The organism is Brucella sp. BE17 (assembly GCF_039545455.1).
In the GTDB taxonomy this organism is placed as follows: Bacteria; Pseudomonadota; Alphaproteobacteria; order Rhizobiales; family Rhizobiaceae; genus Brucella.
Window position 1 is genome coordinate 2,256,171 of the sequence record NZ_CP154467.1, and the last position, 24,974, is coordinate 2,281,144.

The window sequence follows — 24,974 nt, forward strand, 5'->3', positions numbered from 1 at the left end:
CGATGAACATAAAAGCCTCCGCCAAAGCCGCTTCGAACGGCGCAACAATGCTCGGTCCGCTGGAAGATGCGGTGCTTGAAGCTGGTCGCATCATCATGAAGCATTACGTCAATGGTTGCGCGGTCGTGCACAAGCACGATCTTTCGCCTGTAACCGAGGCCGACCATGCCGCCGAGGCCATCCTTCTGGCCGCCATTGCAATCGCGTTCCCCGATGTTCCTGTCGTGGCGGAGGAAGAAGTCGCCGCCGGTCGCATGCCTACAACGTTGGGGCGGCGGTTTTTGCTGGTGGACCCCCTGGATGGAACACGGGAATTCCTGCAGCGCAATGGGGATTTTACCGTCAATATAGGCTTGATCGAGGATGGCGCTCCGGTGGCGGGGCTGGTCTATGCCCCGGCGCGCAACCAGCTTTTTGTCGGCGCTGGTCATTTTGCGGAAGAAGTGACGACAAATGCCGACCATCAGGTGGAAAAGCGGTGCGCGATCCGGGCGCGGGTTGCGGGCGAGACGCGCATTGCGGTGTGCAGCCGTTCGCATGATACGCCTGAGACTGAAAGCTTTTTGCACGATAACCAGATTTCCGACCATGTATCGGTGGGGTCATCGCTTAAGTTCTGCCTGATCGCACGAGGCGACGCGGATATTTACCCTCGCTTTTCCCCGACCATGGAATGGGACACGGCAGCGGGCGACGCGGTGCTGCGCGCAAGCGGAGGCATGACAACGTGCCTCGACGGCCATCCGCTAAACTATGGTCAAGGTTCTGGAGAAGGTGTTGGGGGCTTTGCCAACCCGCATTTCGTGGCCTATGGCGCAGGGGATGCGCCTGCTTTCTCAAGATCTCGGACCTGATCCGCGGGTATTTGCTCTGCGGCTTGCAAATTGTGGCAAAAAAATCAGATGAACGCACTTGCAGCCTGCATGTTGCGGCGCTATAAGCCGCCGCATTGGTCGCGCTCGCGCGCAAGACCATTGGTTCGGAGTGTAGCGCAGCCTGGTAGCGCACGTCGTTCGGGACGACGGGGTCGGAGGTTCGAATCCTCTCACTCCGACCAAACAAAATCAAAAATTTGCCTTTTGTTTGAGGGGCTGTTCGGACCGCTTGCGAACCGAATGCGTAAAAACCGTTCACAAAAATCAGTTGTTTGTCGTAATGGCGCTGGTGATTGTCTTGTCGATAGCAACAGATATACGGTTGTCCGACCCGTAGGCGACATAGATGGCCAGCAATGCGGCAACCAGCGGCGTGGCCAATACCGCACCGCGAAGAGCTGGTTCGACTATTGATGAGCGCTTTTTCCGCAAAGATTTATTTTCTTGTTCCATGTTGGCATTAACACGGCATTTAGCTTAAAACCGCGTGAACGGTCGTGGTTAAAAATTGGTAGCCTCGCATTCGAAGCTGAAGGTCTGGTCTGGTTTTGCGCGTTTGTCTTCTTGCGAACACAGGCGAGTCGCCCTGATATCCGTTGTTTGAAGCGTTCCATAAACTTACACAGCATCTGCTTCATGTCTGGGTATGCTTTAGGCTATAGGCATTGCGTAAACGAAGGTTGATTTCTCCGGCAAACCGGCGAAATTAGCTTGCAAACAGAATTTCATCGCCGGGATCGCCATGCAGCTCACAACACGCCACAATACCATTCTGGAAATTGCCCGCAGGCGGGGACAGGTTCTGGTTGATGATCTCGCCGCTGAATTCAATGTGACACCGCAGACCGTGCGCAAGGATCTTAATGATCTTTGCAGGGCGCGTCTGCTGCGGCGCATCCATGGCGGGGCGCTTTATCCCTCCGGCGTTGAAAACATGGAATATGAAGCACGCCGTCGCATTGCAGCCCATGAAAAAGAAGCCATCGGCAGGGCGGCAGCTGAAATCATTCCGGATGGAGCATCGCTGTTCATCAATATAGGCACAACCACCGAGGCGGTCAGCCATGCGCTTATCGGCCACAGCCAGCTGATGGTCATCACCAACAATATCAATGTTGCCAATATCCTGCGCGTCCACACTGCGATTGAGGTGGTGATAGCAGGCGGTATGGTGCGCGCCTCCGATGGAGGCATCGTCGGCGAGGCTGCGGTCGATTTCATCCGCCAGTTCAAAGTGGATTATGCGATTATCGGTGCCTCCGCCATGGACGACGACGGCGCACTGCTCGATTTCGATTTCCGCGAGGTGAAGGTTGCGCAGGCCATCCTTGCCAATGCGCGCCATGTGATTCTCGTTTCCGATGCGACCAAGCTTGAACGGACCGCGCCGGTGCGTATCGGCGATATTTCGCAAGTTCATACATTTATCACCGACCGCTGCTCCTCGCCGCAATTGCGCAAGCTGTGCTTGGATCATGATGTCAGGCTTATCGAAACGCTGGCGGGAACCGGCGATACGGAAACAGATATCTAGTTTCGTTTTGTTTTCGATTTACTTTCGTATGAAATTTATTATATTCATTTGCGGGTAAAGGCTGAATTATCAGGGTTCACCGGCATGCAGCAAAAAACATTCGATATTTTCGTGATTGGCGGCGGCATCAATGGCTGCGGTATCGCGCGGGATGCGACAGGGCGCGGCTTTTCGGTTTTTCTCGCGGAAATGAACGATCTGGCCAGCGGTACGTCATCGCGGGCTACAAAGCTCATTCATGGCGGCTTGCGTTATCTGGAACATTACGAGTTTCGTCTGGTGCGTGAAGCGCTGATGGAGCGCGAGGTTCTGTGGGCCAATGCCCCGCATATCATTCATCCGATGCGGTTCATCCTGCCTTATCACAAGGGCGGGGTGCGTCCGGCATGGCTACTGCGACTGGGCTTGTTCCTCTATGATCATCTGGGCGGACGCAAGAAACTTCCTGCCACAAAAACGCTGGATATGCGGGTCGATCCGGCGGCAAAGCCCTTAAAGCCGCTTTTCACCAAGGCTTTCGAATATTCCGACTGCTGGGTGGATGATGCGCGTTTTGTGGCGCTGACGGCGCGTGATGCCGCCGATCGCGGTGCGCAAATTGCCACGCGCGCACGGGTGGTTGCGGCGCGTCGCGATAAGGACGGCTGGACGGTGACGGTTGAACATGCCGATACCGGTGAGCGTGAGGAGGTTCGTGCCCGCCTTCTGGTCAATGCGGCTGGCCCATGGGCTGATCGCATCGTTCAGGGTGTCGAGGGCGACCGGCAGTTACACAATGTCCGTCTGGTGCAAGGCAGTCATATTGTCGTGCGAAAAAAATTTGAGGACCCGCGCGCCTATTTCTTCCAGAACAATGATGGGCGCATCATTTTCGCCATTCCCTATGAAGATGATTTCACCCTTATCGGCACAACGGATCAGGATTATACCGGCGAGCCGGACAAGGTTGCGATCACCGAAGCCGAGACAGATTATCTGTGCGCGGCTGCGAGCGAATATTTTGCTGAAGCCGTTCGCCGCGACGATATAGTGTGGACCTATTCCGGTGTGCGACCGCTTTATGATGATGGGGCCAGCACGGCACAGGAAGCTACGCGCGATTATGTGTTGAAGGACGACGCGCCGGAAGGGCTTGCTCCGCTCATCAACGTTTTTGGCGGCAAACTGACCACGGCGCGCAGGCTTGCCGAGCACATGCTGGAAAAAATCGAGCACCATCTGGGTAAGAAGGGTGCACCGTGGACGCATGCGGCGGCTCTTCCGGGTGGCTCTTTCCGCGCGGTGGATTTCGAGCTGGAATTGCAGAAGCTATGTGCTGCCTACCCTTTTCTCTCTGTAAGTCATGCCCGTCGTCTGTTCCGTCTGTATGGCACCTGCGTTGAAAGGGTGCTGGGGCAAGCGGCGTCGCTTGAGGCGCTTGGACGCCATTTTGGTGCCGATCTTTATGAAGCTGAAGTACGCTATCTGATGGCGCATGAATGGGCACGGAGTGCCGATGACATCTTATGGCGGCGCACGAAGCTCGGCCTTCGCTTCGATGGAGAACAAACGGCGGCGCTGAAAGCGTTTATGGCAGAGGACCCATCCTGATTTATTGGGGTCGTTAAATTGGCAACTAAAGATTGGAATTTTTTCAGTCCATATTCTATGCTAGCATAAGCATATATTTAATAGATACTTCGAGGAAATTTTAAGAATATTTTTAATGCTCGGTGCGGGTAGGGTCAGCCCTCCATTGTCGTTCGATAGATGGACTGAATCTTTCGAACGACAAGTGTCTGCTCTTGCCCGCACCGGCATAAAATTTACTGCCTGACACCCTATTTTGATGTGATGATCTGAACTTGCGGCCGATGAATATTTCTTCGGTTCACTTTTATCTTCCGTCAGACAGCGCTTGCCAGCCTGACCACGACTTGTCATTATCTCTCCAGTCAGCGGTCACAAGCCTCTGGGAGGAAAAGATGGGCACGCCGCAAGAAAAAACGCATGCGGACCGTATTCTTTCTGCGATTCATACCGGTGGCTCGGCGCGCTCTGCGTTGGTTGCCTCGTGGCAGCGCTCCGCCGAACTACACAAGCTTGATCCTGCAGATCAGGGTTGCGTTCACACACTTTCCGAATACGAGTTTCGCGAAGCGCACGGGCATATTGAGCGGCTGGTCAGCGTGGCGCAGGCCAGTATGGACCGGCTCTACCTGGCGGTTGGCGGGGTTGGATGCTGTGTGCTTCTGGCTGACAGTCAGGGCGTGCCGGTCGAGCGGCGCGGTGCTGTCAGTGACGACGATACCTTCTATCGCTGGGGCCTTTGGACGGGCGCTGTCTGGAGTGAGCAAAGCGAAGGCACCAACGGGATCGGCACCTGCATTGTCGAGCAACGGGCGCTGACGATCCATCGCGACCAGCATTTTCATGCGCGTAATACCGGGCTTTCCTGCACCGTGGCTCCGATCCACGATCATCAGGGTCGCCTGATGGCAGCGCTTGACGTTTCCTCCTGCCGGGCCGACCTGACGGAGGCTTTTGCACAATTGATTTCAGTGGCTGTGATAGATGCGGCGCGGCGCATTGAGGCTGAAAACTTCCGACAGGCCTTTCATGATTCGCGTATCATGCTGGCCCCCAGTGCGGATCGGACCGGCAGTGCATTGATCGCGGTTGACCGGGACGACCTGGTCATCGGCGCCACCCGGGCCGCGCGGCTTGCGCTCAATCTTGATGATGCGGCTCTTGCGGTGCCACTTCCTGCCGCCGATCTACTTGGCTGGCATGCCGATCCTCGCGAGGATATGGCCGAATCCGAGCGTAGCGTCATTCTGCGTGCTCTTGCGCGGGCGCAAGGCAATATTTCCGCGACTGCTGGCCTTCTCGGCATCAGCCGTGCCACGTTGCACCGCAAGCTCAACCGGCTCAAGATCATGCGCTCACACTGACATAGAGCTACGTGACAGCCGTGCGCATTGGAAAATCATCCGACGCAACTGTCTCAATATTGCGACACACGGCCATGCGAGGTGACAGGATCGGGATGACTCTTGTCGCCCGTGGTTTCATCCTGAAGGTAAGGCGTCAATGGAGTGACGCTATCTCGGGAGGAATATCATGAACAAGGTTGAATTCAGCCGCACGGTAAAACCGGCTTTCGCGAAACGCTATGAAAACTTCATCGGCGGCAAATGGGTTGCGCCCAAATCGGGCCGTTATTTCGAAAACACTTCACCCGTCAATGGTCAGGTTCTGTGCGAAGTGGCGCGTTCGGAAGCAGCTGATGTGGAAGCCGCACTCGATGCGGCACACGCCGCAAAGGACGCTTGGGGTAAGACCAGCGTTGCGGAACGTGCGCTTATCCTTAATCGTATTGCCGACCGCATCGAGGAAAACCTTGCGCAATTGGCTGCTGCCGAAACATGGGACAATGGCAAGCCAATCCGCGAAACAACCGCCGCCGATCTGCCGCTGGCGGTCGATCATTTCCGCTATTTTGCGGGCGCTATCCGCGCACAGGAAGGCGGCATTTCCGAAATCGATCACGACACCGTCGCCTATCATTTTCATGAGCCGCTGGGCGTGGTCGGGCAGATCATTCCGTGGAATTTTCCGATCCTGATGGCGGTCTGGAAACTTGCACCAGCGCTGGCCGCGGGCAATTGCGTGGTGCTAAAGCCTGCCGAACAGACGCCTGCTTCCATTCTTGTTCTGATGGAACTGATCGCCGATCTTTTGCCTGCCGGTGTTCTCAATGTGGTCAACGGTTTTGGTCTGGAAGCCGGAAAGCCGCTGGCCTCAAGCCCGCGTATCGCCAAGATCGCCTTTACCGGCGAGACGACGACCGGCCGTCTGATCATGCAATATGCGAGCCAAAATCTCATTCCGGTGACGCTGGAGCTGGGCGGTAAATCGCCAAACATCTTCTTCTCGGACGTCACGGCTGAAGACGACGATTATCTCGACAAGGCAATCGAAGGCTTTGTGATGTTTGCGCTCAATCAGGGCGAGGTCTGTACCTGTCCGAGCCGTGCGCTGATCCATGAGAAAATCTACGATCAGTTCATGGAAAAGGCATTGAAGCGCGTGGAAGCCATCGTGCAGGGCGACCCGCTTGATCCCGCGACCATGGTGGGCGCGCAAGCCTCCAGCGAGCAGCTCGAAAAAATCCTGAGCTATATGGATATCGGCAAGCAGGAAGGTGCTGAAGTGCTCATCGGCGGCGAGCGCAACGAGCTTCCGGGCGATCTGGCGGGCGGTTACTACGTCAAGCCGACGGTGTTTAAGGGTAACAACAAGATGCGGGTTTTTCAGGAGGAAATCTTTGGTCCGGTCGTTTCCGTCACCACTTTCAAGGACGACGAGGAAGCCCTGCAAATTGCCAATGATACGCTTTATGGTTTGGGTTCGGGCGTATGGACGCGCGATGGAAACCGCGCCTATCGCTTCGGTCGCGCCATTCAGGCGGGACGAGTATGGACCAATTGCTATCACGCCTATCCGGCCCATGCCGCCTTTGGCGGTTACAAGCAATCGGGCATTGGCCGTGAAAATCACCTGAAGATGCTCGATCACTACCAGCAGACCAAGAACATGCTTGTGAGCTACAGCCCCAAGAAACTCGGTTTCTTCTGATCCTTCCTCCCAGGGAAAGTACCGGACCGGCACTGCCGGTCCGGTCGTGTGAGACATGAAAGGAATATCCTATGGCAAAAACCATGAAAGCCGCCGTGGTTCGTGAATTCGGCAAGCCGCTGACCATCGACGAGGTTCCAATTCCGGAACCCGGCGATGGGCAGATTCAGGTCGCCGTTCAGGCGTCGGGCGTCTGCCACACCGATCTGCATGCTGCTGAAGGCGACTGGCCGGTCAAGCCTAATCCACCATTCATTCCCGGTCATGAAGGTGTCGGTTTTGTCTCGGCGGTGGGGCGTGGCGTCAAACACGTCAAGGAAGGCGATCGCGTTGGTGTGCCATGGCTCTATACCGCCTGCGGCCATTGTGTGCATTGTCTTGGTGGTTGGGAAACGCTGTGCGAGGAACAGCTCAATACCGGCTATTCCATCAATGGTGGCTTTGCCGATTATGTGGTGGCCGATCCGAATTTCGTCGGGCATTTGCCCAAAAACATCGCGTTCAACGAAATAGCCCCCGTGCTTTGCGCTGGTGTGACTGTCTATAAGGGGCTGAAAGTTACCGACACCAAGCCGGGTGACTGGGTGGTGATCTCCGGTATTGGTGGCCTTGGCCACATGGCGGTACAATATGCCAAGGCCATGGGTATGAATGTTGCTGCCGTCGATATTGACGACAAGAAGCTCGATCTTGCCCGCAAGCTTGGCGCAACGGTGACGGTCAATGCCAAGACGCATAACGATCCGGCAGCTTTCATCAAGAAGGAAACCGATGGCGGCGCGCAGGGCGTACTGGTGACGGCGGTTTCGCCAAAGGCTTTTGAACAGGCAATTGGCATGGCCGCTCGCGGCGGCACGATTGCGTTGAATGGCCTGCCGGCAGGTGAGTTTCCTCTTTCGATCTTCAATATGGTGCTTAACGGCATCACGGTGCGCGGCTCCATCGTCGGCACGCGTCTCGACTTGCAGGAATCGCTTGATTTCGCAGGCGATGGCAAGGTCAAGGCGACGATCCGTACCGACAAGATCGACAATATCAACGCGATCTTCGATGAAATGCGCGCCGGTCAGATCGAAGGCCGCGTGGTCATGGACCTGACGCATTGAGAAGGGCATGATGGAAAAGGCCGCCGTATTTTGCGGCGGCCTTATCGTTTCCGGGAGGAAGATATGACCAGAGAGGTGGAGGAGCCGCAGGTCAGCGCAACCGATGCAGCGCTTGAACTCATTGCTGAATTGGAGGCTGAGTACGGGCCGATCATGTTCCACCAGTCGGGTGGCTGCTGTGATGGTTCATCGCCCATGTGCTATCCACAAGGCGACTTTCTGCTTGGCGATAGCGATGTGAAGCTCGGCGAGATCGGCGGTGCGCCGTTTTATATCAGTGGGCCGCAATATGAGGCTTGGAAACATACCGAGCTGATCATCGATGTCGTGCCGGGACGCGGCGGCATGTTCTCGCTCGACAACGGACGCGAAAAGCGATTTCTTACCCGCTCGAATGTTTGCTCGGTGCCTTGAATTGTTTGGCCTTTTCGTTTTCCGGCAAAAAGGTTAGGTAAGGGGAGGGGAGTAATTGCGCCTATATGAGCATGCCGGAAAAAAGAGCGACGATCCATGATGTGGCACGACTTGCAGGCGTGTCGATCAAGACTGTTTCGCGTGTTTATAATGACGAGCCGAATGTGCGTGATGCGATCCGTGAAAAGGTGCGCGCAGCGGGCGCGCAATTGCGCTATCGGCCCAATGTGGCAGCTCGCAGTCTCGTGGAGCGGCGCTCGCATCTGATCGGGCTGTTCTTTGAGAATCCTAGTGCCAGCTATGCCACCGAATTGCAGATGGGGGCGTTGGAGCGGCTGCGCGGCACACGCTATCGTCTGCTGATCTTTCCGGTTGAAAACCGCGCCGATATTCGCGGGGCGCTGATTGAGACAGCACATGCTTCTGGCCTTGACGGCATCATCGTCACGCCTCCCATGTCGGACGATCCAGAGATTTTAAACGAACTGACGGCCTCTGCGATGCCCTTCGCACGCGTTGCGGGCGATGTGAACGTGCATTCCAAAAACAACGTCGTCATCGACGATGAGGCTGCCGCCATTGATCTGATGGATTATCTTTTAAAGCTCGGGCACCGCAGGATTGCCATCGTCATTGGTGATGCAACGCACCGCTCCGCCGAATTGCGCCTTATCGGCTATCGACACGCTTTGGAAACCGCTGGCATCGAGCATAATCCCGACTTTGAGGTGCAGGGTGGCTTCAGTTTTGCAAGCGGGCTGACGGCGGGCAGAAAGCTGCTGGCGCTTGAAAACCGACCCACGGCGATTTTCGCATCCAATGACGATATGGCGGCGGCAGTCATTCAGATGGCGCATGATCAAGGTCTTTCCGTTCCGGGCGATCTCACTGTTGTCGGCTTTGACGACAGCGCCATTGCCAGCATGATTTCACCGCAGATCACCACCGTGCGCCAGCCGGTGTTTGAGATGACGCGCGGGGCCGTCGATATGCTGCTCAGCCAGATCGAAAGCGGGACCACCGCGCTTGCGCGTCAGCTCGATTACAAGCTGATTATCCGCCAGTCATCCGGCCCGGTTCCCTTAAAATAAAGGGAACCGGGTGGGCTTTCACGGCAGTTCAAGCCCCTTGGTCAGTTCCAGGGCCTGCCGCTCGAAAAGACGGCGATAAATGCCGTCGGCTTTGCGGATCAAGGCGTCGTGATCGCCTTCCTCGACGATTTCACCACGGTCAAAAACCAGAAGCCGGTCCAGGGCGCGCACTGTGGACAAGCGGTGCGCAATCACCAACGTGGTGCGTCCGACCATCAGCCGTTCCATTGCTTCCTGGATCAGCACTTCCGATTCCGAATCAAGGCTCGACGTTGCCTCATCGAGAATCAGTACCGGCGCATCGGCCAGAAAGGCACGCGCAATGGCAACCCTCTGGCGTTCGCCGCCTGAAAGTTTCACGCCGCGCTCACCCACCAACGTGCCATAGCCTTTTGGCAAGCGGTTGATGAAATCATGCGCGCTGGCAAGGCGTGCCGCTTCCTCAATCTTCGCCTGACTGGCACCGGGTTTCGCATAGGCGATGTTTTCGGCCAAAGTCCTGTGAAACAGGATCGGTTCCTGCTGCACGATGGCAATCTGCGATCTGAGCGACGCCTGTGTCACTGCGGCGATGTTCTGCCCGTCGATCAGGATCGCGCCACCCGTGACATCGTAAAGCCGCTGGATCAGCTTGACGAAGGTTGTTTTGCCCGAACCCGAATGACCCACCAGCCCGACGCGCTCGCCTGCTTCGATTTTGACCGAGAAATCGCGATAAAGCGGCGCCGCGTGATTGCCATAATGGAAGGTCACGCGGTCGAAACGGATTTCGCCACTGCCGATGCGGATCGCAGGTGCATGCGGACGGTCGGCGATGCCGTAAGGCTCGGCCTCGATTGCGACCAGCTCTTCCATATCATTGACCGAGCGTTGCAGGTTGTGGACATGCATTCCGATATCGCGCAAATAACCCTGCAACACGAAAAAGGCGGTGAGCACGAAAGTGATGTCACCAGCACTCGCCTGCCCCATGCTCCACAGATACAGCGCAAAGACAAGCACCACGCCACGCATGACGAGCAGGGTCGAGCCTTGAATAAAGCCGTTGAGCGTACCGCGCAGCCATGTGCGCCGCGTGCGCCCGCGCCATTTGGCGATGACTTTTGCAAGCCTCCCATCCTCGCGCTTTTCCGCGCCGAAAGCCTTGACCACGGCATTGCAGGAAATGGCATCGGCAAGCGCGCCGCCCATGCGCGTGTCCCAGCTATTCGCAAGCGTTGCGGCAGGGGCGACGAGGCCCAGAGAAATTACGATTGTCGCGGCGATGAACATCACCGAGCCGATGGCGACCAGCAGTCCCATCAGCGGCCAATACCATGTCATGAGCGCAACCGAGCCGATGAGCATTAACAGCGATGGCAGCAGGGCGAGAATGAGCGTATCATTGAGAAGATCGAGCGCCCACATGCCGCGCGTAACCTTGCGCACCGTCGATCCGGCAAAGGCATTGGCGTGCCAGTCGGTCGAAAAGCGTTGCAATTTTTGAAAAGCGCTTGCTGCAATGTCGCTCATGATTTTGAGCGTGAAGTCGGTGACAATATAGAACGACACCTGCCGCGAGATTAGCGCCAGCGCACCGAGCGCGAGCAACATGATCAGCGCTGAAATGGCGGCGTTCCAGGCGCTGTCGTGGCCAAGCGAAAGCGCATCGACCAGCCGCCCCGAATAAAGCGGTGTAAGGACATCTGCGGCTGTTGCCAGAAGCATGCCGATTATCATCAGCGTCAGCCGCAGAGGCTGACATCGCCAGTGACTGAAAGTGTAGCCGAGGACGCTGCGGAAGGCAGGCCCCCGGAATGTTATACGAAACCGGGTCATAGCAACCATACCAGCCCGCCCGAAGACGGATTCTGGTTCCTTAAAAGTATTTCCAAACCAGTGAGGCGTAATCTGTGTCGCACGGTGTATGAAAACGGAGACAAAAACAAATAGCTCAAAAGAGCTGTGACAAAGTTGGGGAGTTTAGAAGGAAGCCCGGGAAGACGGGCTCAAGGGCGCTTACTTACGAATTGGATGCGCCCGCATTAACACCGGGCACCGACGAAAATGGGTAAAGATGACGCATTTCGACCTCCTGCCAGTGTTAAACATGTGTGCACAGTAAATGAGCAATAATCTTTCGCCAAGGGGTAAAATCAAGATTGTGTCGCCTTGTGGCAGAAAATCATCACCGCTTGCGCGGCCATGCCGCCAGTCTTCGCGAAAAATGTGAAACACTTGCGTGCAGGATCATGGTGAAGGCAGCGAGTACGAACAGGCAGGCGAACATCAGATCCACCTTGGCGCGGCCATTGGCGAGTAGCATCAGATAGCCAAGCCCCTTGGAAGCACCGACCCATTCGCCGACAACGGCACCGATCGGCGCATAGACGCTGGCGAGCGTAAGACCAGAGGCGAGCGCCGGAAAGGCTGCGGGGATGCGCACGCGAAACAGGATATGGATGCGTTTGGCGCCAAGGATCTCGGCAGCATCGATCAGCGTGCGTTCGGTGCGCTGCATACCGTCGAGAAAGGTTGAAACGACCGGGAAAAAAATCATCAATATGGTGACGGCTATTTTCGATGAGGGGCCATAGCCGAGCCAGAGGGTGAGAATGGGGGCAAGCGCGAAAATCGGGATCGCCTGGCTGAAAACCATCACCGGCATGACGAGACGCTGCGCCAAAGGCGACATCATCAGCAAAATAGCCGTGACGATGCCGACCGCACCACCAAGTGCAAAACCGCCTAGCACTTCGCCGAAGGTTACGACGGCATTGTCTGAGATCAGTTGCGCATTACTGATCAGCGCGCGCACGACATCGAGCGGTGCTGGCAGGATGAAGCGCGGCATCTGCCAGATGCTGACTACGGCCTGCCATAGGCCGAGTACCACGCCCGCCGACAGAAATCCGTCGGCGATGCGCCTTTTCCGGGAGCGCTTTTCCATTATGCTGCTTTTAAGCCCGCTTTCAGACTTGCCTTCAGACCCATCGACCAGAAATCCGCTTCCAGTCGGCTGGCGGTTGCAAATATCTTGCACAATTTCGGCCAGCGCGGACTGTTCTCGAAATCTAGGCCAATGCGATTAATGGCTGCCTGATCGAACAGTTTTCCAAATGTGTGGCACATGTCCTGATAATCAGGTCCCGCATAGGTATCGATCCATTCCTGATAGGGCGTGCCGGGTTTTGCGATAGCCGCAAGGTTTTGCCCAATTTCCCCATAGCCATGTGCACAGGGGATGAGCGCGGTTAAAAGATCGAGAAAGTCGCCCGCTTGTCCGCAATCGAGCACATAGCGCGTATAGGCGAGGTTTTCCGGCTCCTCATTTGTGTTGTAAAGATCATCCTCGCTGATACCCTCGCGCCCGCAAATGCCGACATGCAGCGGTAGTTCGGTTGTTGCCAGCCGGTGCATGACATCGGCACAGAGCTTGGTTTCCTCTCTCGTCTCCGCCTTCAACACGCCAAGCGCAAAAGCGCGGGCATAGTGATGCAGATAGACATAGTCCTGCCGGAGATAATGCAGGAATGCCGCTTTGGGCAGCGTGCCATCGGCAAGCCGCAACACGAATTCATGCTCGATATAGGGCGTCCAGTGATCAAGCGTTGCCGCACGCAGTTTGGTAAACAGTCGGGACGAATAATCGGGCTTGCTCATTACTTTTTTCCTTCCACATTGACGTCGATGGCGAGGTCTTCGACCGGCAGGATGGAGGACACGAGACCGTTCTTGTGGAGATAGGTTTCGTAGCGGCTCCAGCGGCCGTAATCGAGGCTTGCCGGTGAACGCGAAAAACGTGCGATCGTGTCTTTCCAGGAGCGCTGGTTCAACTCGTCATTGAGTTCACTGCTATAGGACGCAAAGAGTTCAAAACTCTTGTCAGGGTGATTGACGATATATTGTGCGGCTTTTTCGGTTGCCGCGAGAAAGCGCGAAATGCGGTCCTTTTCGGCTGCATCGAGCTTGTTCTTGTTTGCAACATAGACCAGCTCGTCATAGACTGGCACGCCTTCCTCTTCGACGAAGAAGCATTTGCCCGGCACGCCTTCGACGGTCATCTGATGCAATTCAACATTGCGATAGGCACCGATGACCGCATCGACCTGTTTCGACATCAGCGCAGGTGCCAGCGAGAAATTGACGCTGATCAGTTCGACCTCGTCCAGCGTTACGCCGTGCTGGCCCAAAATTGTGCCAAGCAGGGTGCGCTCGACACCGGCCACCGAAAAGCCGATCTTCTTGCCCTTGAGATCGGCGAGCTTATCGATCGAGCCGTCATCACGGATCATCAGGCAGTTGAGCGGCGAATCGACCAGTGTGCCGACGCGGATGACCGGGATATCGGCATGAACGTCGAGATGCACCTGCTGCTGGTAGGAAATCGCCAGATCGGCCTCTCCCGCCGCGACCATCTTGGGCGGTACGGCAGCATCCGCGGGGGCAATGATTTCCACATCAAGCCCGGCATCCTTGAAGTATCCGAGCTTGTCGGCGACGATTATTGGCCCGTGATCCGGGTTCACATACCAATCGAGAATGAGCTTGAATTTGTCGTTGGTTTGCGCCGCCGACACAGACGTCAGGGCGAGCGAAAGGGTGGCGCTGAAAAGCGCAGCAAAAACCAGTTTTTTCATTTAGTCCTCCAGAAACTACCTTAAATAAGGTCGGGTCACGTTGATCCATTGCCTTACCCGGGCTTCTGGATCGGGATTGAGTGTGATGTCGGTGACAACGGAAACGATGTCGGCCCCAGCTTCAAAAACGCCCGGCGCACGTTCCACATTCATGCCGCCAATACCCACGAGTGGAATGCCGCCGACAGCTTTTTTCCATTGACCAACGCGCTCCAGTCCCTGTTCATGCCATTTCATCTTTTTCAAAATGGTAGGGTAGACAGGGCCAAGCGCGATATAGGCGGGTTTGAGAGCCAATGCGCGATCGAGTTCCGCCTCATCGTGGCTGGAAATACCGAGTTTCAGACCGGCGTTTTGGATGGTGTGGAGATCGGCCTCGTCCAGATCTTCCTGACCGAGATGGATGAAATCGCAGCCTTCTTCGATGGCGAGTTTCCAATAATCATTGACAATGAGCTGGCAGTCATGCGCCGCACAAATGCTGCGTGCGGCACGGATTTCAGTGCGAAGCTCCGAATCGCTTTTATCTTTTATGCGCAATTGCACGAGCTTGATGCCGAGCGGCACCATGCGCTCACACCACTCGGCGCTATCGAAAATCGGATAGAAGGGATCGAGAACCATTACACAAATGCCTTTCCAATCAGCGGCGTGGAGGGGGAAGCCATATCGCGCGCCTCGATGGCATCGGCCTCATAGGCAAGGCGTCCTGCCTCGATCGCCAGCCCAAAGGCACGCGCCATGGCAGCCGGATCGCCTGCCTTGGCAACAGCGGTGTTGATCAATACGGCGTCAAAACCCAGTTCCATGGCGGCGCTCGCGTGCGACGGCACGCCGATACCAGCATCGACCACCAGCGGAATTTTTGGAAAATGCGCGCGCATGGTTTTGAGCGCGTAGACATTGTTCAACCCGCGCCCGGAACCGATTGGCGCACCCCATGGCATCAGCACCTTGCAGCCTGCTTCGATGAGCTTTTCGGCAACGACGAGATCGTCGTTCATATAGGGAAAGACCTCAAAGCCATCGTCGCAGAGAATGCGTGCTGCTTCCACAAGCCCGAACGGATCGGGTTGTAGCGTGTCGTGATCGCCGATGACTTCAAGCTTGATCCAGTCGGTGCCAAAGACCTCACGCGCCATTTTGGCTGTCGTCACAGCCTCACGCGATGTGTGGCAGCCGGCGGTGTTGGGCAGGACTGCGACGTCCAATTCCTTAATGAGACGCCAAAAATCTTGCCCCGCACGTTCGTTTCCACTCTCACGTCGGAGCGACACAGTGACGATACCTGCTTTTGACGCGCGAACGCTGTCAGCCAGAATGGCAGGCGAGGGATATTGTGCCGTACCAAGCAGCAGACGGCTTTCAAATGTTTTGCCATAAAATTTCAGCATCTTAGCCTCCCTGCATCGGCGCGAGAACTTCGATGCGGTCGCCATTGGAAATTGTGGTTGTTTCGCGCTCATCGCTTGCGACGAACTCACCATTGAGCGCGGTTGCAACCACCGCCTTATCGAGTTCGATTTCAGCAATGAGGGCTGCGAGAGTGGCGGCAGCGGTTTCGACCCTCTCGCCGTTGAGAATAATGGTCATGCCAGTTCCTCCAGAAATTCGGGGTGCTTTTCAGGCGCTGTTGCCGCTTCAACGGCCATGCGTGCTACCGCAGGCGAAAGCAGAAATCCGTGCCGGTAAAGCCCGTTGACATAGATGGTGTTGCCGCGCTTGCGCACGCGTGGCAGGTTGTCGGCAAAGGCCGGGCGGGCATCGACGCCGGTTTCGAGAATTTCCGCCTCACCAAAGGCCGGATGCAGCGCGTAAGCCGCGCTCAGCATTTCAAGCGTGGAGCGTACGGAAATGTGGCTCTGCGCGTCGCTTTCGATCATCGTCGCGCCGATCATGTGGATGCCGTCACCGCGCGGCACGATATAGAGCGGAATACGCGGGTGCAGGAGCCGCACGGGCCGCGAAAAATTGATGTCGGGCGAGCGAACGACCAGCATTTCGCCCTTCACCCCACGCAAGTCCTGCAACTGGTCACGCGCTGCAAGCCCACGCGCATCGACAATAATATCGGCGTTGATGTCTTTTTCTTTGGCATCGGTTCCGAGATGGAAAGTGACGCCCTTTGCTTGCAGCCCCCCGGCCAGTTCGATCAAGGTTTTGCGTGGATTGAGGTGGGCTTCATCGCCAAAGAACAGACCTTGGCGAAAGCGTCCTGCAAGGTCCGGCTCCAGCGTTCCAATCAATGTCTCATCGATGGTTTCAAAGTTTTCCGTGCGGCGGGCAAAGCGGCGTAATTCGGTGGCATCGCGGGTATGCGAGATGACGAGCGTTCCCTTACGCTTGAGCGTCGAGACATGGCGCTCCCACCACGAAATTGCCTCCTGTCCGAGCCGCACCACCGGCTCTTCAGCGCTTTCGCCCTCGCACCAAGGTGCCAGCATGCCGCCCGCAAACCACGAACAACTGTCCGAACCGATTTCCGTGCTTTTGGCGATCACTGTGACGGCATGGCCGTGATCGCTAAACTCAGCAGCACAGGCAAGACCCGCAACCCCGGCCCCGATAATGGTGACGCGCATCATGCGTGCTCCCAGAGATTGTGAAAATGCTGCACCGGCCCGTGACCGGAACCGACCTGCAAATGATCGGCGGCAAGAATGGCCTGGTGCAGATAGTCGTGTGCGTCACGTAAAGCCTCATCGAGCGGTAGCCCCTTGGCCAATCCGGCCGCGATGGCTGAGGATAGCGTGCAGCCGGTGCCATGCGTGTTTTTGGTGGCGATGCGCGGCGCTTCGAGCCGCAGCGTGGGCTGACCGTCGCGGATCAGCAGATCGGTGCAGGTGTCGCCTTCCGCATGTCCGCCTTTCATGAGCACGGCGCTCGCGCCAAGACCGAGCAGGGCAAAGCCCTGCGCCTCCGCCTCGTCGTCATTGATGGCAAGGCTCACATCAAGCAGACAGGCGGCCTCCGGCCTGTTGGGCGTAAGCACGGTTGCAAGTGGGATCAGTTTTTCGCGTAAGGTCGAAATCGCGGCTTCGCTCAATAGCCGGTCGCCAGATTTTGCAACCATCACCGGGTCAAGCACGACTGAACCGGAAAAGCGGTTCAAGCCCTCGGCAATCGCTTGAATAGTGGCAGGGACTGACACCATCCCGATCTTGATGGCTGCGACGTCAAGATCGTCCAGTACGGCCTTCATCTGGGCGCTGACGATATCGGCAGGTACATCGTGAACGGCGGTTACGGCAAGGGTGTTCTGCGCGGTGATAGCGGTAATCACGCTTGCGCCATAGGTGCCAAGCGCTGAAAATGTCTTGAGATCGGCCTGAATGCCCGCACCGCCGCCCGAATCCGAACCGGCAATAGTCAAGCATATCGGTATTGTCGATGTTCGGGAGAGGTTTTGTCTAAAGTCCATTTTGTCGTCTCTCATTCCGAACGGAAAGATGAGACGCCATGAACGGCTTTGGGGAATTCCCCATGGAGGGTGTATTTCTCCGCGCCAGACGTGCCAAACTCCGTTCCCTACGCAGGTATTACCCGGATCAGGTTCAATGGGTTAACGCGTAACCGCGTCTCTCAGCCCTCTTGCAAAGGCACCCCAACGAATTTTGTGGCTCCATGCATAGGCCGGAATGAACAAGGGGTCAAGCCATGCGTGTTTCATCAACATCAAGGCTTGACCTTCCCACGGTGGGAAGCCTTATTTAGTATCAAGCATTGTTATTTGAGGACCGATCATGAACACGTCCACCTATCCGAAAAGCCTGCATTTTGCGGTTCCCGTCGAAGGTATGCATTGCGCGTCCTGTGTCTCCACGGTTGAAAAAGCTGTGAGCCAGGTGCCGGGGGTGGGTAAGGTCTCGGTCAATCTTGCCACCGAAAAGGCGGACGTGACATTCAAAGATACGCCCGATATGCCTGCCGTGGTCGAAGCCATTCGCAAGGCCGGGTATGATGTGCCATCATCAAGTGTTGATCTCGCAATCGAGGGCATGAGTTGCGCCTCCTGTGTCGGCCGGGTCGAAAAGGCGCTCAGTGCCGTCTCCGGCGTCACACAGGCAAACGTTAATCTGGCAACCGAACGCGCCCATGTCGAACTTTCGGGTCAGGTTGCAATTTCAGACCTTGTTCACGCTGTCGAAAAAGCGGGCTATGAAGCGCGATCTTTAAGCGATGACACGCAGCCAGCAGCTCCTGTTACGCAAAGCGAAAAGCGCGACGCCGAAGCGAGTGAGCTTAAAAAGAGCGTTTTACTTGCGGCTATCCTGACACTGCCGGTTTTCATTCTGGAAATGGGGTCGCACCTGATTCCGGCCATGCACATGTTTGTCATGGACACGCTGGGCATGCAAAATAGCTGGTATCTGCAATTTGTGCTCACCACTCTGGTGCTGTTTGGGCCGGGCCTGCGCTTTTTCAGGAAGGGTATTCCCACCCTTTTGCGCGGGTCTCCTGATATGAATTCGCTTGTGGTGGTGGGAACGCTCGCCGCATGGGGCTTTTCGGTGGTAGCCACCTTTGCGCCCGGCCTTTTGCCGGACGGCACGGTCAATGTCTATTTCGAAGCCGCAGCCGTTATTGTCACACTCATCCTGCTGGGACGTTATCTTGAAGCGCGCGCCAAGGGTCGCACCAGTGCCGCGATCAGCCGTCTGGTTGGCTTGCAGGCAAAATCAGCGCGTGTTGTTCGCAATGGCGAGACTGTTGATGTAGCGCTGGATGATGTGCGGGCCGGTGACATTGTGCAGGTGCGTCCGGGCGAAAAAGTTCCGGTCGATGGCGAGGTGATCGAAGGTTCGTCCTTTGTCGATGAAGCGATGATCACCGGCGAGCCGGTTCCGGTGGAAAAGGCTGAGGGTGCCAATGTCGTCGGCGGCACGATCAACAAAACGGGCAGTTTTTCCTTCCGCGCCACCAAGGTTGGTCGCGACATGGTGATTTCGCAGATCATTCGCATGGTCGAGGATGCGCAGGCCGACAAACTCCCCATTCAGGCCATGGTCGACAAGGTGACCGGCTGGTTCGTGCCTGCTGTGCTGGCAGCTTCCTTGCTGACATTCGTCGTCTGGATTGCGGTTGGCGGAACCGCCATGATCGGCTATGCACTTGTCAATGCTATCGCCGTGGTCATCATCGCCTGCCCCTGCGCGATGGGTCTTGCAACGCCGACGTCGATCATGGTCGGCACAGGGCGTGCCGCGGAGCTTGGCGTGTTGTTTCGCCGGGGTGATGCGTTGCAGACCTTGCGCGAGGCGAGCATCATCGCGGTCGATAAGACCGGAACGCTGACCAAGGGCAAGCCGGCTCTGGCGCATTTTGCCGTCACGACAGGTTTTGCGGCTGATGACGTGCTGGCTCAGGTGGCAGCGGTTGAAATGCGCTCCGAACATCCGATTGCCGAGGCAATCGTTACCGCAGCAAAAGACAAGGGATTGAAACTGCCTGATGTCTCCGAGTTTCAATCCGTGCCGGGCTTTGGACTCAAAGCAAATGTTTCCGGTCATGAGGTGGCAATCGGTGCGGATCGCTATATGCGCGAGATCGGTGCGGATGTTTCGGTCTTTTCTGAGGATGCCAGCCGACTTGGCGATGAAGGGCAATCACCGCTTTATGCGGCTATCGACGGCAAGCTTGCCGCCATCATCACCGTGGCCGATCCGATCAAGGAAACCACGCCTGCGGCCATTTCTGCGCTGCATGATCAGGGGCTGAAAGTGGTCATGATCAGCGGCGACAATCGACGTACGGCAGAGGCTATTGCAAAAAAACTTGGCATTGATGAAGTTGAGGCGGAAGTTCTTCCCGACGGCAAGGTCGAAGTGCTGAGGAAACTGGGAGCGGACGGCAAGAAACTGGCTTTCGTCGGCGACGGCATCAATGATGCGCCGGCCTTGGCCGCCGCCGATGTCGGCATCGCGATTGGCACCGGTACCGACATCGCTATTGAAAGTGCTGATGTTGTGCTGATGTCGGGTGATTTGCGCGGCGTGGTCAATGCGATTGCCATATCGAAAGCCACCATCCGCAATATCGGCGAGAACCTGTTCTGGGCCTTTGCCTATAATGTGGCGCTGATCCCGGTTGCCGCAGGCATTCTTTACCCGCTGACCGGCACGTTGCTTTCGCCGGTGCTTGCGGCGGGTGCCATGGCGCTTTCGAGTATTTTTGTTTTGTCCAATGCGCTCAGGTTGCGGCGGTTCAAAAGCGCTTTGGCGTGAGTTAAAAAGGCCGGCATTTCCGGATGTGATTTTCAAGTTTTTCTTTATCCTCTGGATTTTTCTGGCCATTCCCCTAATTTGGTCCGCAGGCAGCGTCGCGGCGGCAGGTCTTGCCGCCGTACTGCTACCCAATCAGTAGTCGTTCGCATCTCATGCAACTGGTTCGCTCTGTCCGAACCGTACGCACTGTTTCAAGGGGTATAGTCTTGCTTGTTTCCCTGACTTCCATCGTTCTGTTCCTGATCGGGCTCGTGCTTGGCGCGGGTGGCATCTGGCTCACCACTCTTGGTGGTGAAAGCTATTATTATCTCATCGCCGCCGCCGGTTTTCTGCTGGCGGGGTTCCTTCTCATGAAACGAAATGCGGCAGCGCTCTGGGTCTATGCGCTGATCATCCTCGGCTCACTCGGCTGGGCGGTTTATGAGGTCGGCTTCGATTGGTGGCAACTGGGCAGCCGCGGCGGCATTATCGTGCTGCTGGGCTTCTGGCTCCTGACGCCGTGGATCCGCAAGCCGCTCAATGGCGGCGGACTTCCGCTGACACTGGCTAGCGTCGCTGCAGTTGCCGTTGCAGGCTATGCACTGACGCAGGACCCTTACGATATTTCGGGCGATCTCCCGACCGAACAGGTCACGGCTACGCCCGATCTGGGCGGCGACGTGCCGGATGGCGAGTGGCATCAATATGGTCGCACACCCTATGGCCAGCGTTATTCTCCGCTGGCCCAGATCACCCCGGACAACGTCGCTAAACTGCAAGTCGCCTGGCAATACCAGACCGGCGATGTGAAACAGCCGCAGGATGTCAGCGAAACCACCTATCAGGTGACGCCACTCAAGATCGGCGATTCGCTTTATTTGTGCACGCCGCATAACTGGGCCATTGCGCTTGATGCGGCAACCGGTAAGGAAAAGTGGAAATTCGACCCCAAGGTTGGCTTTAATACCGACCGCCAGCACCAGACCTGCCGTGGCGTCAGCTACTGGAAGGATGCTAGTGCAACGGCGGGCGAAAAATGTGCCGAACGTGTTTATCTGCCCACCTCCGATGCGCGTCTCATCGCGCTCGATACAGCCACTGGTGAAATCTGTGAGAGTTTCGCCGATGGCGGCAGCCTCGATCTTGGCCATGGCATGAAATATAACCCTGAGGGCTATTATTATTCGACCTCTCCACCAGTCGTTTCCGGCGACAAGATTATCGTGGGTGGCGCCGTCAACGACAATTATTCGACGGAACAACAATCGGGCGTCATCCGCGCCTTCGATATTCGCACGGGTGAATTGATCTGGAATTGGGATTCCGGTAACCCCGACGATACTGCGCCCTTGGCGGAAGGACAGCATTATACGACCAATTCGCCTAACAGCTGGTCGGTCTCCAGTGCCGATGAAAAGCTCGGCCTAATCTATGTGCCTCTCGGTAATCAGGTGCCGGATCAGCTTGGGATGGGCCGCAGCGAGCATGTGGAGAAATATTCCTCTTCCATCGTGGCGCTTGATTTGAATACGGGGCAGGTACGCTGGGTGCGCCAGACGGTGCATCACGATTTGTGGGACATGGATGTGCCTGCCCAGCCGGTGCTCATTGATATCGACGGCACGCCGGCGCTGGTCGGACCGACCAAGCAGGGCGATCTCTATGTGCTGGACCGGCGCACCGGGGAGCCGATCATCCCTATTCGGGAGGTTCCGGCTCCTACCGGCGCGATTCCGGAAGATCACACATCGCCGACGCAACCGATTTCCGATCTTACCTTCAGTCCTCCGCCTTTGCGTGAAAGAGACATGTGGGGCGTGACGATGTTTGACCAGCTCGCCTGCCGGATAAAGTTCCGCCAGCATTTCTATGAAGGCCGCTATACGCCGCCATCGCTCAAGGGCACGATCGTCTATCCCGGCAATTTCGGTGTGTTCAATTGGGGCAGTGTAGCGGTTGATCCGGTACGGCAGGTTATGTTCGGCATGCCGACCTATCTCGCTTTCACCTCGCGACTGGTCCCGCGCGACCAGATACCACCCAAGGGCGAGGATGAAAAAGCCAGCGAACAGGGATTGAACCGCAATGAAGGCGCTCCCTATGGTGTCTTCATGGGACCTTTTGTAAGTGCGCTGGGCATTCCGTGCCAAACACCACCATGGGGGTATGTTACGGGTGTCGATCTGCGCACGGGCAAGATCGTCTACAAGCACCGTAATGGCACGGTCCGCGACATGGCACCGGTGCCGGTGCCGTTTAAGGTCGGTGTGCCGGGGATCGGCGGTCCGATGATCACGGCGGGTGGTGTTGCCTTCCTCGGTGCCGCCGTCGATGATTATTTGCGCGCTTATAATCTGACCGATGGCAAGGTTTTGTGGGAGGCGCGTCTACCCGCCGGTGGGCAGGCCACGCCTATGACCTATACGGTTGGTGACCAGCAGTTTGTGTTGATGGTTGCAGGGGGGCATGGTTCGGTTGGCACCAAGCCGGGCGATTATGTGATCGCCTATACATTACCGAAAAACTGAACCCATAAACAAACGTCGGGATATGTCCCGGCGTTTGTTTCCTGTCAGTTCTTGCCGTGCAGCAATTCACCCTTGCGCGCAACGCGACGTGCGGGCGGTTCAGCGGCATTATCCGCAAGACTATGAATGATCGGGCAATCCGGGCGGTCGTCGCCATGGCAATGATGCGCAAGGTGGCGCAGAATATCCGCCATTTCCTGTAACTGGTGCATCTTGGCTTCCAGTTCCTTTATATGCGTAAGCGCCACTTGCTTGACGTCTGATGAGGCTCGGTTGCGGTCGCGCCACAAGGCGAGCAAGGCCCTGATCTCATTGACCTGAAAACCGAGATCACGGCTGCGGCGGATAAAGCGCAGCGTCTCGACATCCTTCTGACTATAGACACGATAGCCTGATGCCGTGCGGCCAGCTTCTTCGATGAGGCCGATGGTTTCATAATGGCGTATCATTTTGGCCGATATGCCGGATGCTTTTGCTGCCTCACCGATATTCATGATGGTCCTCGTTTTTGCATTGTATGACATATAGGATAGGCGGTAGAGCATTTAAATTGCCGATGTCAGACTGCATGTCGCCAAATGGTGCCCATGTCGTATTTATGACGTCTTATGACGCAAGCCTGCTGTCGAACTGATCCGCGAGCCAATACAAATATCGTCAGAGGTTTTTTACGCGCCATATGGGTGTGTGAACCGTTATACTGGTGGTTTCAATGTCCCGTTTTTCGTTTGCTTCCGTTATCAAGAACGCGCTGTCCGGCAACAAGAACTGGGCACCACAATGGCCAGATGCCGAACCCAAGGCCGAATATGATGTCATTATCGTCGGCGCTGGCGGGCATGGTCTGGGCGCTGCCTATTATCTTGCCAAGGAACACGGCATCACCAATGTCGCGGTGATCGAAAAGGGCTGGCTTGGCGGCGGCAATACCGGGCGCAACACCACCATCATCCGCTCCAATTACCTTTATGATGAAAGCGCGCATCTCTATGACCATGCGCTCAAGCTCTGGGAAGGGCTAAGCCAGGATTTGAATTACAATGTCATGTTTTCGCAGCGCGGCGTGATGATGCTGGCGCATTCGGTGCATGACGTGCAGAGTTTCAAACGCCATATTCATGCCAATCGGCTTAATGGCATCGACAATGAATGGCTGACGAAAGAAGAGGCAAAGGCCTATTGTCCGCCGCTCGATATATCATCCAATGCGCGCTATCCGGTGGTGGGCGCAACGCTTCAGCGACGCGGTGGTGTGGCGCGTCATGATGCGGTGGCCTGGGGCTATGCGCGCGGTGCCACGAGCCGCGGTGTCGATATCATCCAGAACTGCCCGGTTCTGGCGATCCGCCGCGATGCAACCGGACGGGTTACGGGCGTTGAAACGCCGCGCGGTTTCATCAAGGCAAAAAAGGTCGCCGTGTCGGCTGCGGGCAGCACGTCTGTGGTCATGGATAGTGCGGGGGTGCGCATGCCGCTTGAAAGCTATCCGTTGCAGGCGCTGGTTTCGGAGCCGGTCAAGCCGATCTTTCCTTGCGTGGTCATGTCCAACTCGGTTCACGCCTATATCAGCCAGTCCGACAAGGGCGAACTGGTGATCGGATCGGGGACGGATCAATATGTTTCTTATAGCCAGCGCGGCGGCCTGCCACTGATCGAGCATACGCTGGCGGCGATCTGCGAAGTATTTCCGATTTTCACGCGCATGCGCATGTTGCGCAAATGGGGCGGCATCGTCGATGTCACGCCCGATCGCTCGCCGATCATCGGCAAGACGCCAGTGCCAGGGCTTTATGTCAATTGCGGCTGGGGTACGGGTGGTTTCAAGGCAACGCCGGGTGCTGCGCATGTCTTTGCCCACACGATTGCCCGCGACGAGCCGCACGCAATCAACGCGCCGTTTACGCTTGAACGCTTTGCCACGGGCCGCCTGATCGATGAAGCGGCTGCGGCGGCTGTCGCGCATTAAAGAACAGGGGAAACACAA

The 24,974-nt window shown here is 56.6% G+C and carries 22 protein-coding genes, 1 tRNA gene and 1 riboswitch; of the genes, 12 read left to right on the forward strand and 11 right to left on the reverse strand.

Annotated features, from left to right (window positions below; translation table 11 throughout):
* The first annotated feature begins 2 nt into the window (after window positions 1–2).
* Window positions 3–854, forward strand: a complete 852-nt coding sequence (cysQ, locus tag AAIB41_RS10910; protein WP_343313392.1) for a 3'(2'),5'-bisphosphate nucleotidase CysQ — start codon at window positions 3–5, stop codon at window positions 852–854.
* 126 nt (window positions 855–980) lie between these two features.
* Window positions 981–1,057: transfer RNA gene (locus AAIB41_RS10915), tRNA-Pro, on the forward strand.
* A gap of 82 nt (window positions 1,058–1,139) precedes the next feature.
* Here the strand turns inward: AAIB41_RS10915 and AAIB41_RS10920 are convergent.
* A complete protein-coding gene (locus AAIB41_RS10920; RefSeq protein WP_343313393.1) occupies window positions 1,140–1,328 on the reverse strand; it encodes a hypothetical protein in 189 nt (62 codons plus the stop codon).
* 289 nt (window positions 1,329–1,617) lie between these two features.
* Here AAIB41_RS10920 and AAIB41_RS10925 point away from each other — a divergent pair, with 289 nt between their 5' ends.
* From AAIB41_RS10925 to AAIB41_RS10955, 7 genes are all read left to right on the forward strand, one after another.
* Window positions 1,618–2,409 carry a DeoR/GlpR family DNA-binding transcription regulator gene (locus tag AAIB41_RS10925; protein WP_343313394.1) on the forward strand — a complete coding sequence of 264 codons (792 nt, stop codon included), beginning with the start codon at window positions 1,618–1,620 and terminating at the stop codon, window positions 2,407–2,409.
* Window positions 2,410–2,493: 84 nt separating this feature from the next.
* Complete coding sequence (gene glpD, locus AAIB41_RS10930) at window positions 2,494–3,999, forward strand: glycerol-3-phosphate dehydrogenase (RefSeq protein ID WP_343313395.1); 1,506 nt, start codon at window positions 2,494–2,496, stop codon at window positions 3,997–3,999.
* A 374-nt stretch (window positions 4,000–4,373) separates the two neighbouring features.
* Window positions 4,374–5,342 carry a GAF domain-containing protein gene (locus AAIB41_RS10935; protein ID WP_343313396.1) on the forward strand — a complete coding sequence of 323 codons (969 nt, stop codon included), beginning with the start codon at window positions 4,374–4,376 and terminating at the stop codon, window positions 5,340–5,342.
* A gap of 169 nt (window positions 5,343–5,511) precedes the next feature.
* Complete coding sequence (gene adh / locus AAIB41_RS10940) at window positions 5,512–7,029, forward strand: aldehyde dehydrogenase (protein ID WP_343313397.1); 1,518 nt, start codon at window positions 5,512–5,514, stop codon at window positions 7,027–7,029.
* 71 nt (window positions 7,030–7,100) lie between these two features.
* Window positions 7,101–8,135: an alcohol dehydrogenase AdhP gene (gene adhP / locus AAIB41_RS10945; protein WP_343313398.1), complete on the forward strand. Its 1,035-nt coding sequence runs from the start codon at window positions 7,101–7,103 to the stop codon at window positions 8,133–8,135.
* Between the two features lie 63 nt (window positions 8,136–8,198).
* A complete protein-coding gene (locus AAIB41_RS10950; RefSeq protein WP_343313399.1) occupies window positions 8,199–8,549 on the forward strand; it encodes a DUF779 domain-containing protein in 351 nt (116 codons plus the stop codon).
* Window positions 8,550–8,614: 65 nt separating this feature from the next.
* Window positions 8,615–9,640: a LacI family DNA-binding transcriptional regulator gene (locus AAIB41_RS10955; RefSeq protein ID WP_343313400.1), complete on the forward strand. Its 1,026-nt coding sequence runs from the start codon at window positions 8,615–8,617 to the stop codon at window positions 9,638–9,640.
* 18 nt (window positions 9,641–9,658) lie between these two features.
* Here AAIB41_RS10955 and AAIB41_RS10960 read toward each other — a convergent pair whose 3' ends face one another.
* From AAIB41_RS10960 to thiD, 9 genes are all read right to left on the reverse strand, one after another.
* Window positions 9,659–11,458, reverse strand: coding sequence for an ABC transporter ATP-binding protein (locus tag AAIB41_RS10960; RefSeq protein WP_343314745.1), 1,800 nt, complete (start codon window positions 11,456–11,458; stop codon window positions 9,659–9,661).
* Window positions 11,459–11,807: 349 nt separating this feature from the next.
* Window positions 11,808–12,569 carry an ABC transporter permease gene (locus AAIB41_RS10965; protein WP_343313401.1) on the reverse strand — a complete coding sequence of 254 codons (762 nt, stop codon included), beginning with the start codon at window positions 12,567–12,569 and terminating at the stop codon, window positions 11,808–11,810.
* Window positions 12,569–13,282 (reverse strand): thiaminase II, encoded by a 714-nt coding sequence (gene tenA / locus AAIB41_RS10970; RefSeq protein ID WP_343313402.1) that lies wholly within the window; start codon window positions 13,280–13,282, stop codon window positions 12,569–12,571. The genes AAIB41_RS10965 and tenA overlap by 1 nt, the downstream gene beginning before the upstream one ends.
* Window positions 13,282–14,259 (reverse strand): ABC transporter substrate-binding protein, encoded by a 978-nt coding sequence (locus tag AAIB41_RS10975; RefSeq protein ID WP_343313403.1) that lies wholly within the window; start codon window positions 14,257–14,259, stop codon window positions 13,282–13,284. Before AAIB41_RS10975 ends, tenA begins: the two co-directional genes overlap by 1 nt.
* A 15-nt stretch (window positions 14,260–14,274) precedes the next feature.
* Complete coding sequence (locus AAIB41_RS10980) at window positions 14,275–14,883, reverse strand: thiamine phosphate synthase (RefSeq protein ID WP_343313404.1); 609 nt, start codon at window positions 14,881–14,883, stop codon at window positions 14,275–14,277.
* Entirely contained in the window at window positions 14,883–15,653 is a 771-nt protein-coding gene (locus AAIB41_RS10985; RefSeq protein ID WP_343313405.1) for a thiazole synthase, read from the reverse strand. Before AAIB41_RS10985 ends, AAIB41_RS10980 begins: the two co-directional genes overlap by 1 nt.
* 1 nt (window position 15,654) lies before the next feature.
* On the reverse strand, window positions 15,655–15,852 hold the full coding sequence (gene thiS / locus AAIB41_RS10990; protein WP_343313407.1) for a sulfur carrier protein ThiS: 198 nt from the start codon (window positions 15,850–15,852) through the stop codon (window positions 15,655–15,657).
* On the reverse strand, window positions 15,849–16,841 hold the full coding sequence (gene thiO, locus AAIB41_RS10995; RefSeq protein WP_343314746.1) for a glycine oxidase ThiO: 993 nt from the start codon (window positions 16,839–16,841) through the stop codon (window positions 15,849–15,851). The genes thiS and thiO overlap by 4 nt, the downstream gene beginning before the upstream one ends.
* On the reverse strand, window positions 16,841–17,680 hold the full coding sequence (thiD, locus tag AAIB41_RS11000) for a bifunctional hydroxymethylpyrimidine kinase/phosphomethylpyrimidine kinase (RefSeq protein WP_343313408.1): 840 nt from the start codon (window positions 17,678–17,680) through the stop codon (window positions 16,841–16,843). The genes thiO and thiD overlap by 1 nt, the downstream gene beginning before the upstream one ends.
* An 87-nt stretch (window positions 17,681–17,767) precedes the next feature.
* Window positions 17,768–17,876: riboswitch (TPP riboswitch) on the reverse strand.
* Between the two features lie 126 nt (window positions 17,877–18,002).
* On the opposite strand from thiD, the gene AAIB41_RS11005 reads away from it, so the two are divergent.
* Window positions 18,003–20,483 (forward strand): heavy metal translocating P-type ATPase, encoded by a 2,481-nt coding sequence (locus tag AAIB41_RS11005; protein WP_343313409.1) that lies wholly within the window; start codon window positions 18,003–18,005, stop codon window positions 20,481–20,483.
* 206 nt (window positions 20,484–20,689) lie between these two features.
* Entirely contained in the window at window positions 20,690–22,990 is a 2,301-nt protein-coding gene (locus AAIB41_RS11010) for a glucose/quinate/shikimate family membrane-bound PQQ-dependent dehydrogenase (RefSeq protein ID WP_343313410.1), read from the forward strand.
* 44 nt (window positions 22,991–23,034) lie between these two features.
* Here the strand turns inward: AAIB41_RS11010 and cueR are convergent, their stop codons facing one another.
* On the reverse strand, window positions 23,035–23,484 hold the full coding sequence (gene cueR / locus AAIB41_RS11015) for a Cu(I)-responsive transcriptional regulator (RefSeq protein ID WP_343313411.1): 450 nt from the start codon (window positions 23,482–23,484) through the stop codon (window positions 23,035–23,037).
* A 218-nt stretch (window positions 23,485–23,702) separates the two neighbouring features.
* Here cueR and AAIB41_RS11020 point away from each other — a divergent pair, with 218 nt between their 5' ends.
* Complete coding sequence (locus tag AAIB41_RS11020; RefSeq protein ID WP_343313413.1) at window positions 23,703–24,956, forward strand: sarcosine oxidase subunit beta family protein; 1,254 nt, start codon at window positions 23,703–23,705, stop codon at window positions 24,954–24,956.
* Window positions 24,957–24,974 lie beyond the last annotated feature (18 nt).

What these genes read in the sequence shown, in the direction of transcription:
- cysQ (WP_343313392.1), top strand. Translation starts at nt 3, where the DNA reads ATGAACATAAAAGCCTCCGCCAAAGCCGCTTCGAACGGCGCAACAATG.
- AAIB41_RS10920 (WP_343313393.1), bottom strand. Translation starts at nt 1,328, where the DNA reads ATGGAACAAGAAAATAAATCTTTGCGGAAAAAGCGCTCATCAATAGTC.
- AAIB41_RS10925 (WP_343313394.1), top strand. Translation starts at nt 1,618, where the DNA reads ATGCAGCTCACAACACGCCACAATACCATTCTGGAAATTGCCCGCAGG.
- glpD (WP_343313395.1), top strand. Translation starts at nt 2,494, where the DNA reads ATGCAGCAAAAAACATTCGATATTTTCGTGATTGGCGGCGGCATCAAT.
- AAIB41_RS10935 (WP_343313396.1), top strand. Translation starts at nt 4,374, where the DNA reads ATGGGCACGCCGCAAGAAAAAACGCATGCGGACCGTATTCTTTCTGCG.
- adh (WP_343313397.1), top strand. Translation starts at nt 5,512, where the DNA reads ATGAACAAGGTTGAATTCAGCCGCACGGTAAAACCGGCTTTCGCGAAA.
- adhP (WP_343313398.1), top strand. Translation starts at nt 7,101, where the DNA reads ATGGCAAAAACCATGAAAGCCGCCGTGGTTCGTGAATTCGGCAAGCCG.
- AAIB41_RS10950 (WP_343313399.1), top strand. Translation starts at nt 8,199, where the DNA reads ATGACCAGAGAGGTGGAGGAGCCGCAGGTCAGCGCAACCGATGCAGCG.
- AAIB41_RS10955 (WP_343313400.1), top strand. Translation starts at nt 8,615, where the DNA reads ATGAGCATGCCGGAAAAAAGAGCGACGATCCATGATGTGGCACGACTT.
- AAIB41_RS10960 (WP_343314745.1), bottom strand. Translation starts at nt 11,458, where the DNA reads ATGACCCGGTTTCGTATAACATTCCGGGGGCCTGCCTTCCGCAGCGTC.
- AAIB41_RS10965 (WP_343313401.1), bottom strand. Translation starts at nt 12,569, where the DNA reads ATGGAAAAGCGCTCCCGGAAAAGGCGCATCGCCGACGGATTTCTGTCG.
- tenA (WP_343313402.1), bottom strand. Translation starts at nt 13,282, where the DNA reads ATGAGCAAGCCCGATTATTCGTCCCGACTGTTTACCAAACTGCGTGCG.
- AAIB41_RS10975 (WP_343313403.1), bottom strand. Translation starts at nt 14,259, where the DNA reads ATGAAAAAACTGGTTTTTGCTGCGCTTTTCAGCGCCACCCTTTCGCTC.
- AAIB41_RS10980 (WP_343313404.1), bottom strand. Translation starts at nt 14,883, where the DNA reads ATGGTTCTCGATCCCTTCTATCCGATTTTCGATAGCGCCGAGTGGTGT.
- AAIB41_RS10985 (WP_343313405.1), bottom strand. Translation starts at nt 15,653, where the DNA reads ATGCTGAAATTTTATGGCAAAACATTTGAAAGCCGTCTGCTGCTTGGT.
- thiS (WP_343313407.1), bottom strand. Translation starts at nt 15,852, where the DNA reads ATGACCATTATTCTCAACGGCGAGAGGGTCGAAACCGCTGCCGCCACT.
- thiO (WP_343314746.1), bottom strand. Translation starts at nt 16,841, where the DNA reads ATGCGCGTCACCATTATCGGGGCCGGGGTTGCGGGTCTTGCCTGTGCT.
- thiD (WP_343313408.1), bottom strand. Translation starts at nt 17,680, where the DNA reads ATGGACTTTAGACAAAACCTCTCCCGAACATCGACAATACCGATATGC.
- AAIB41_RS11005 (WP_343313409.1), top strand. Translation starts at nt 18,003, where the DNA reads ATGAACACGTCCACCTATCCGAAAAGCCTGCATTTTGCGGTTCCCGTC.
- cueR (WP_343313411.1), bottom strand. Translation starts at nt 23,484, where the DNA reads ATGAATATCGGTGAGGCAGCAAAAGCATCCGGCATATCGGCCAAAATG.
- AAIB41_RS11020 (WP_343313413.1), top strand. Translation starts at nt 23,703, where the DNA reads ATGTCCCGTTTTTCGTTTGCTTCCGTTATCAAGAACGCGCTGTCCGGC.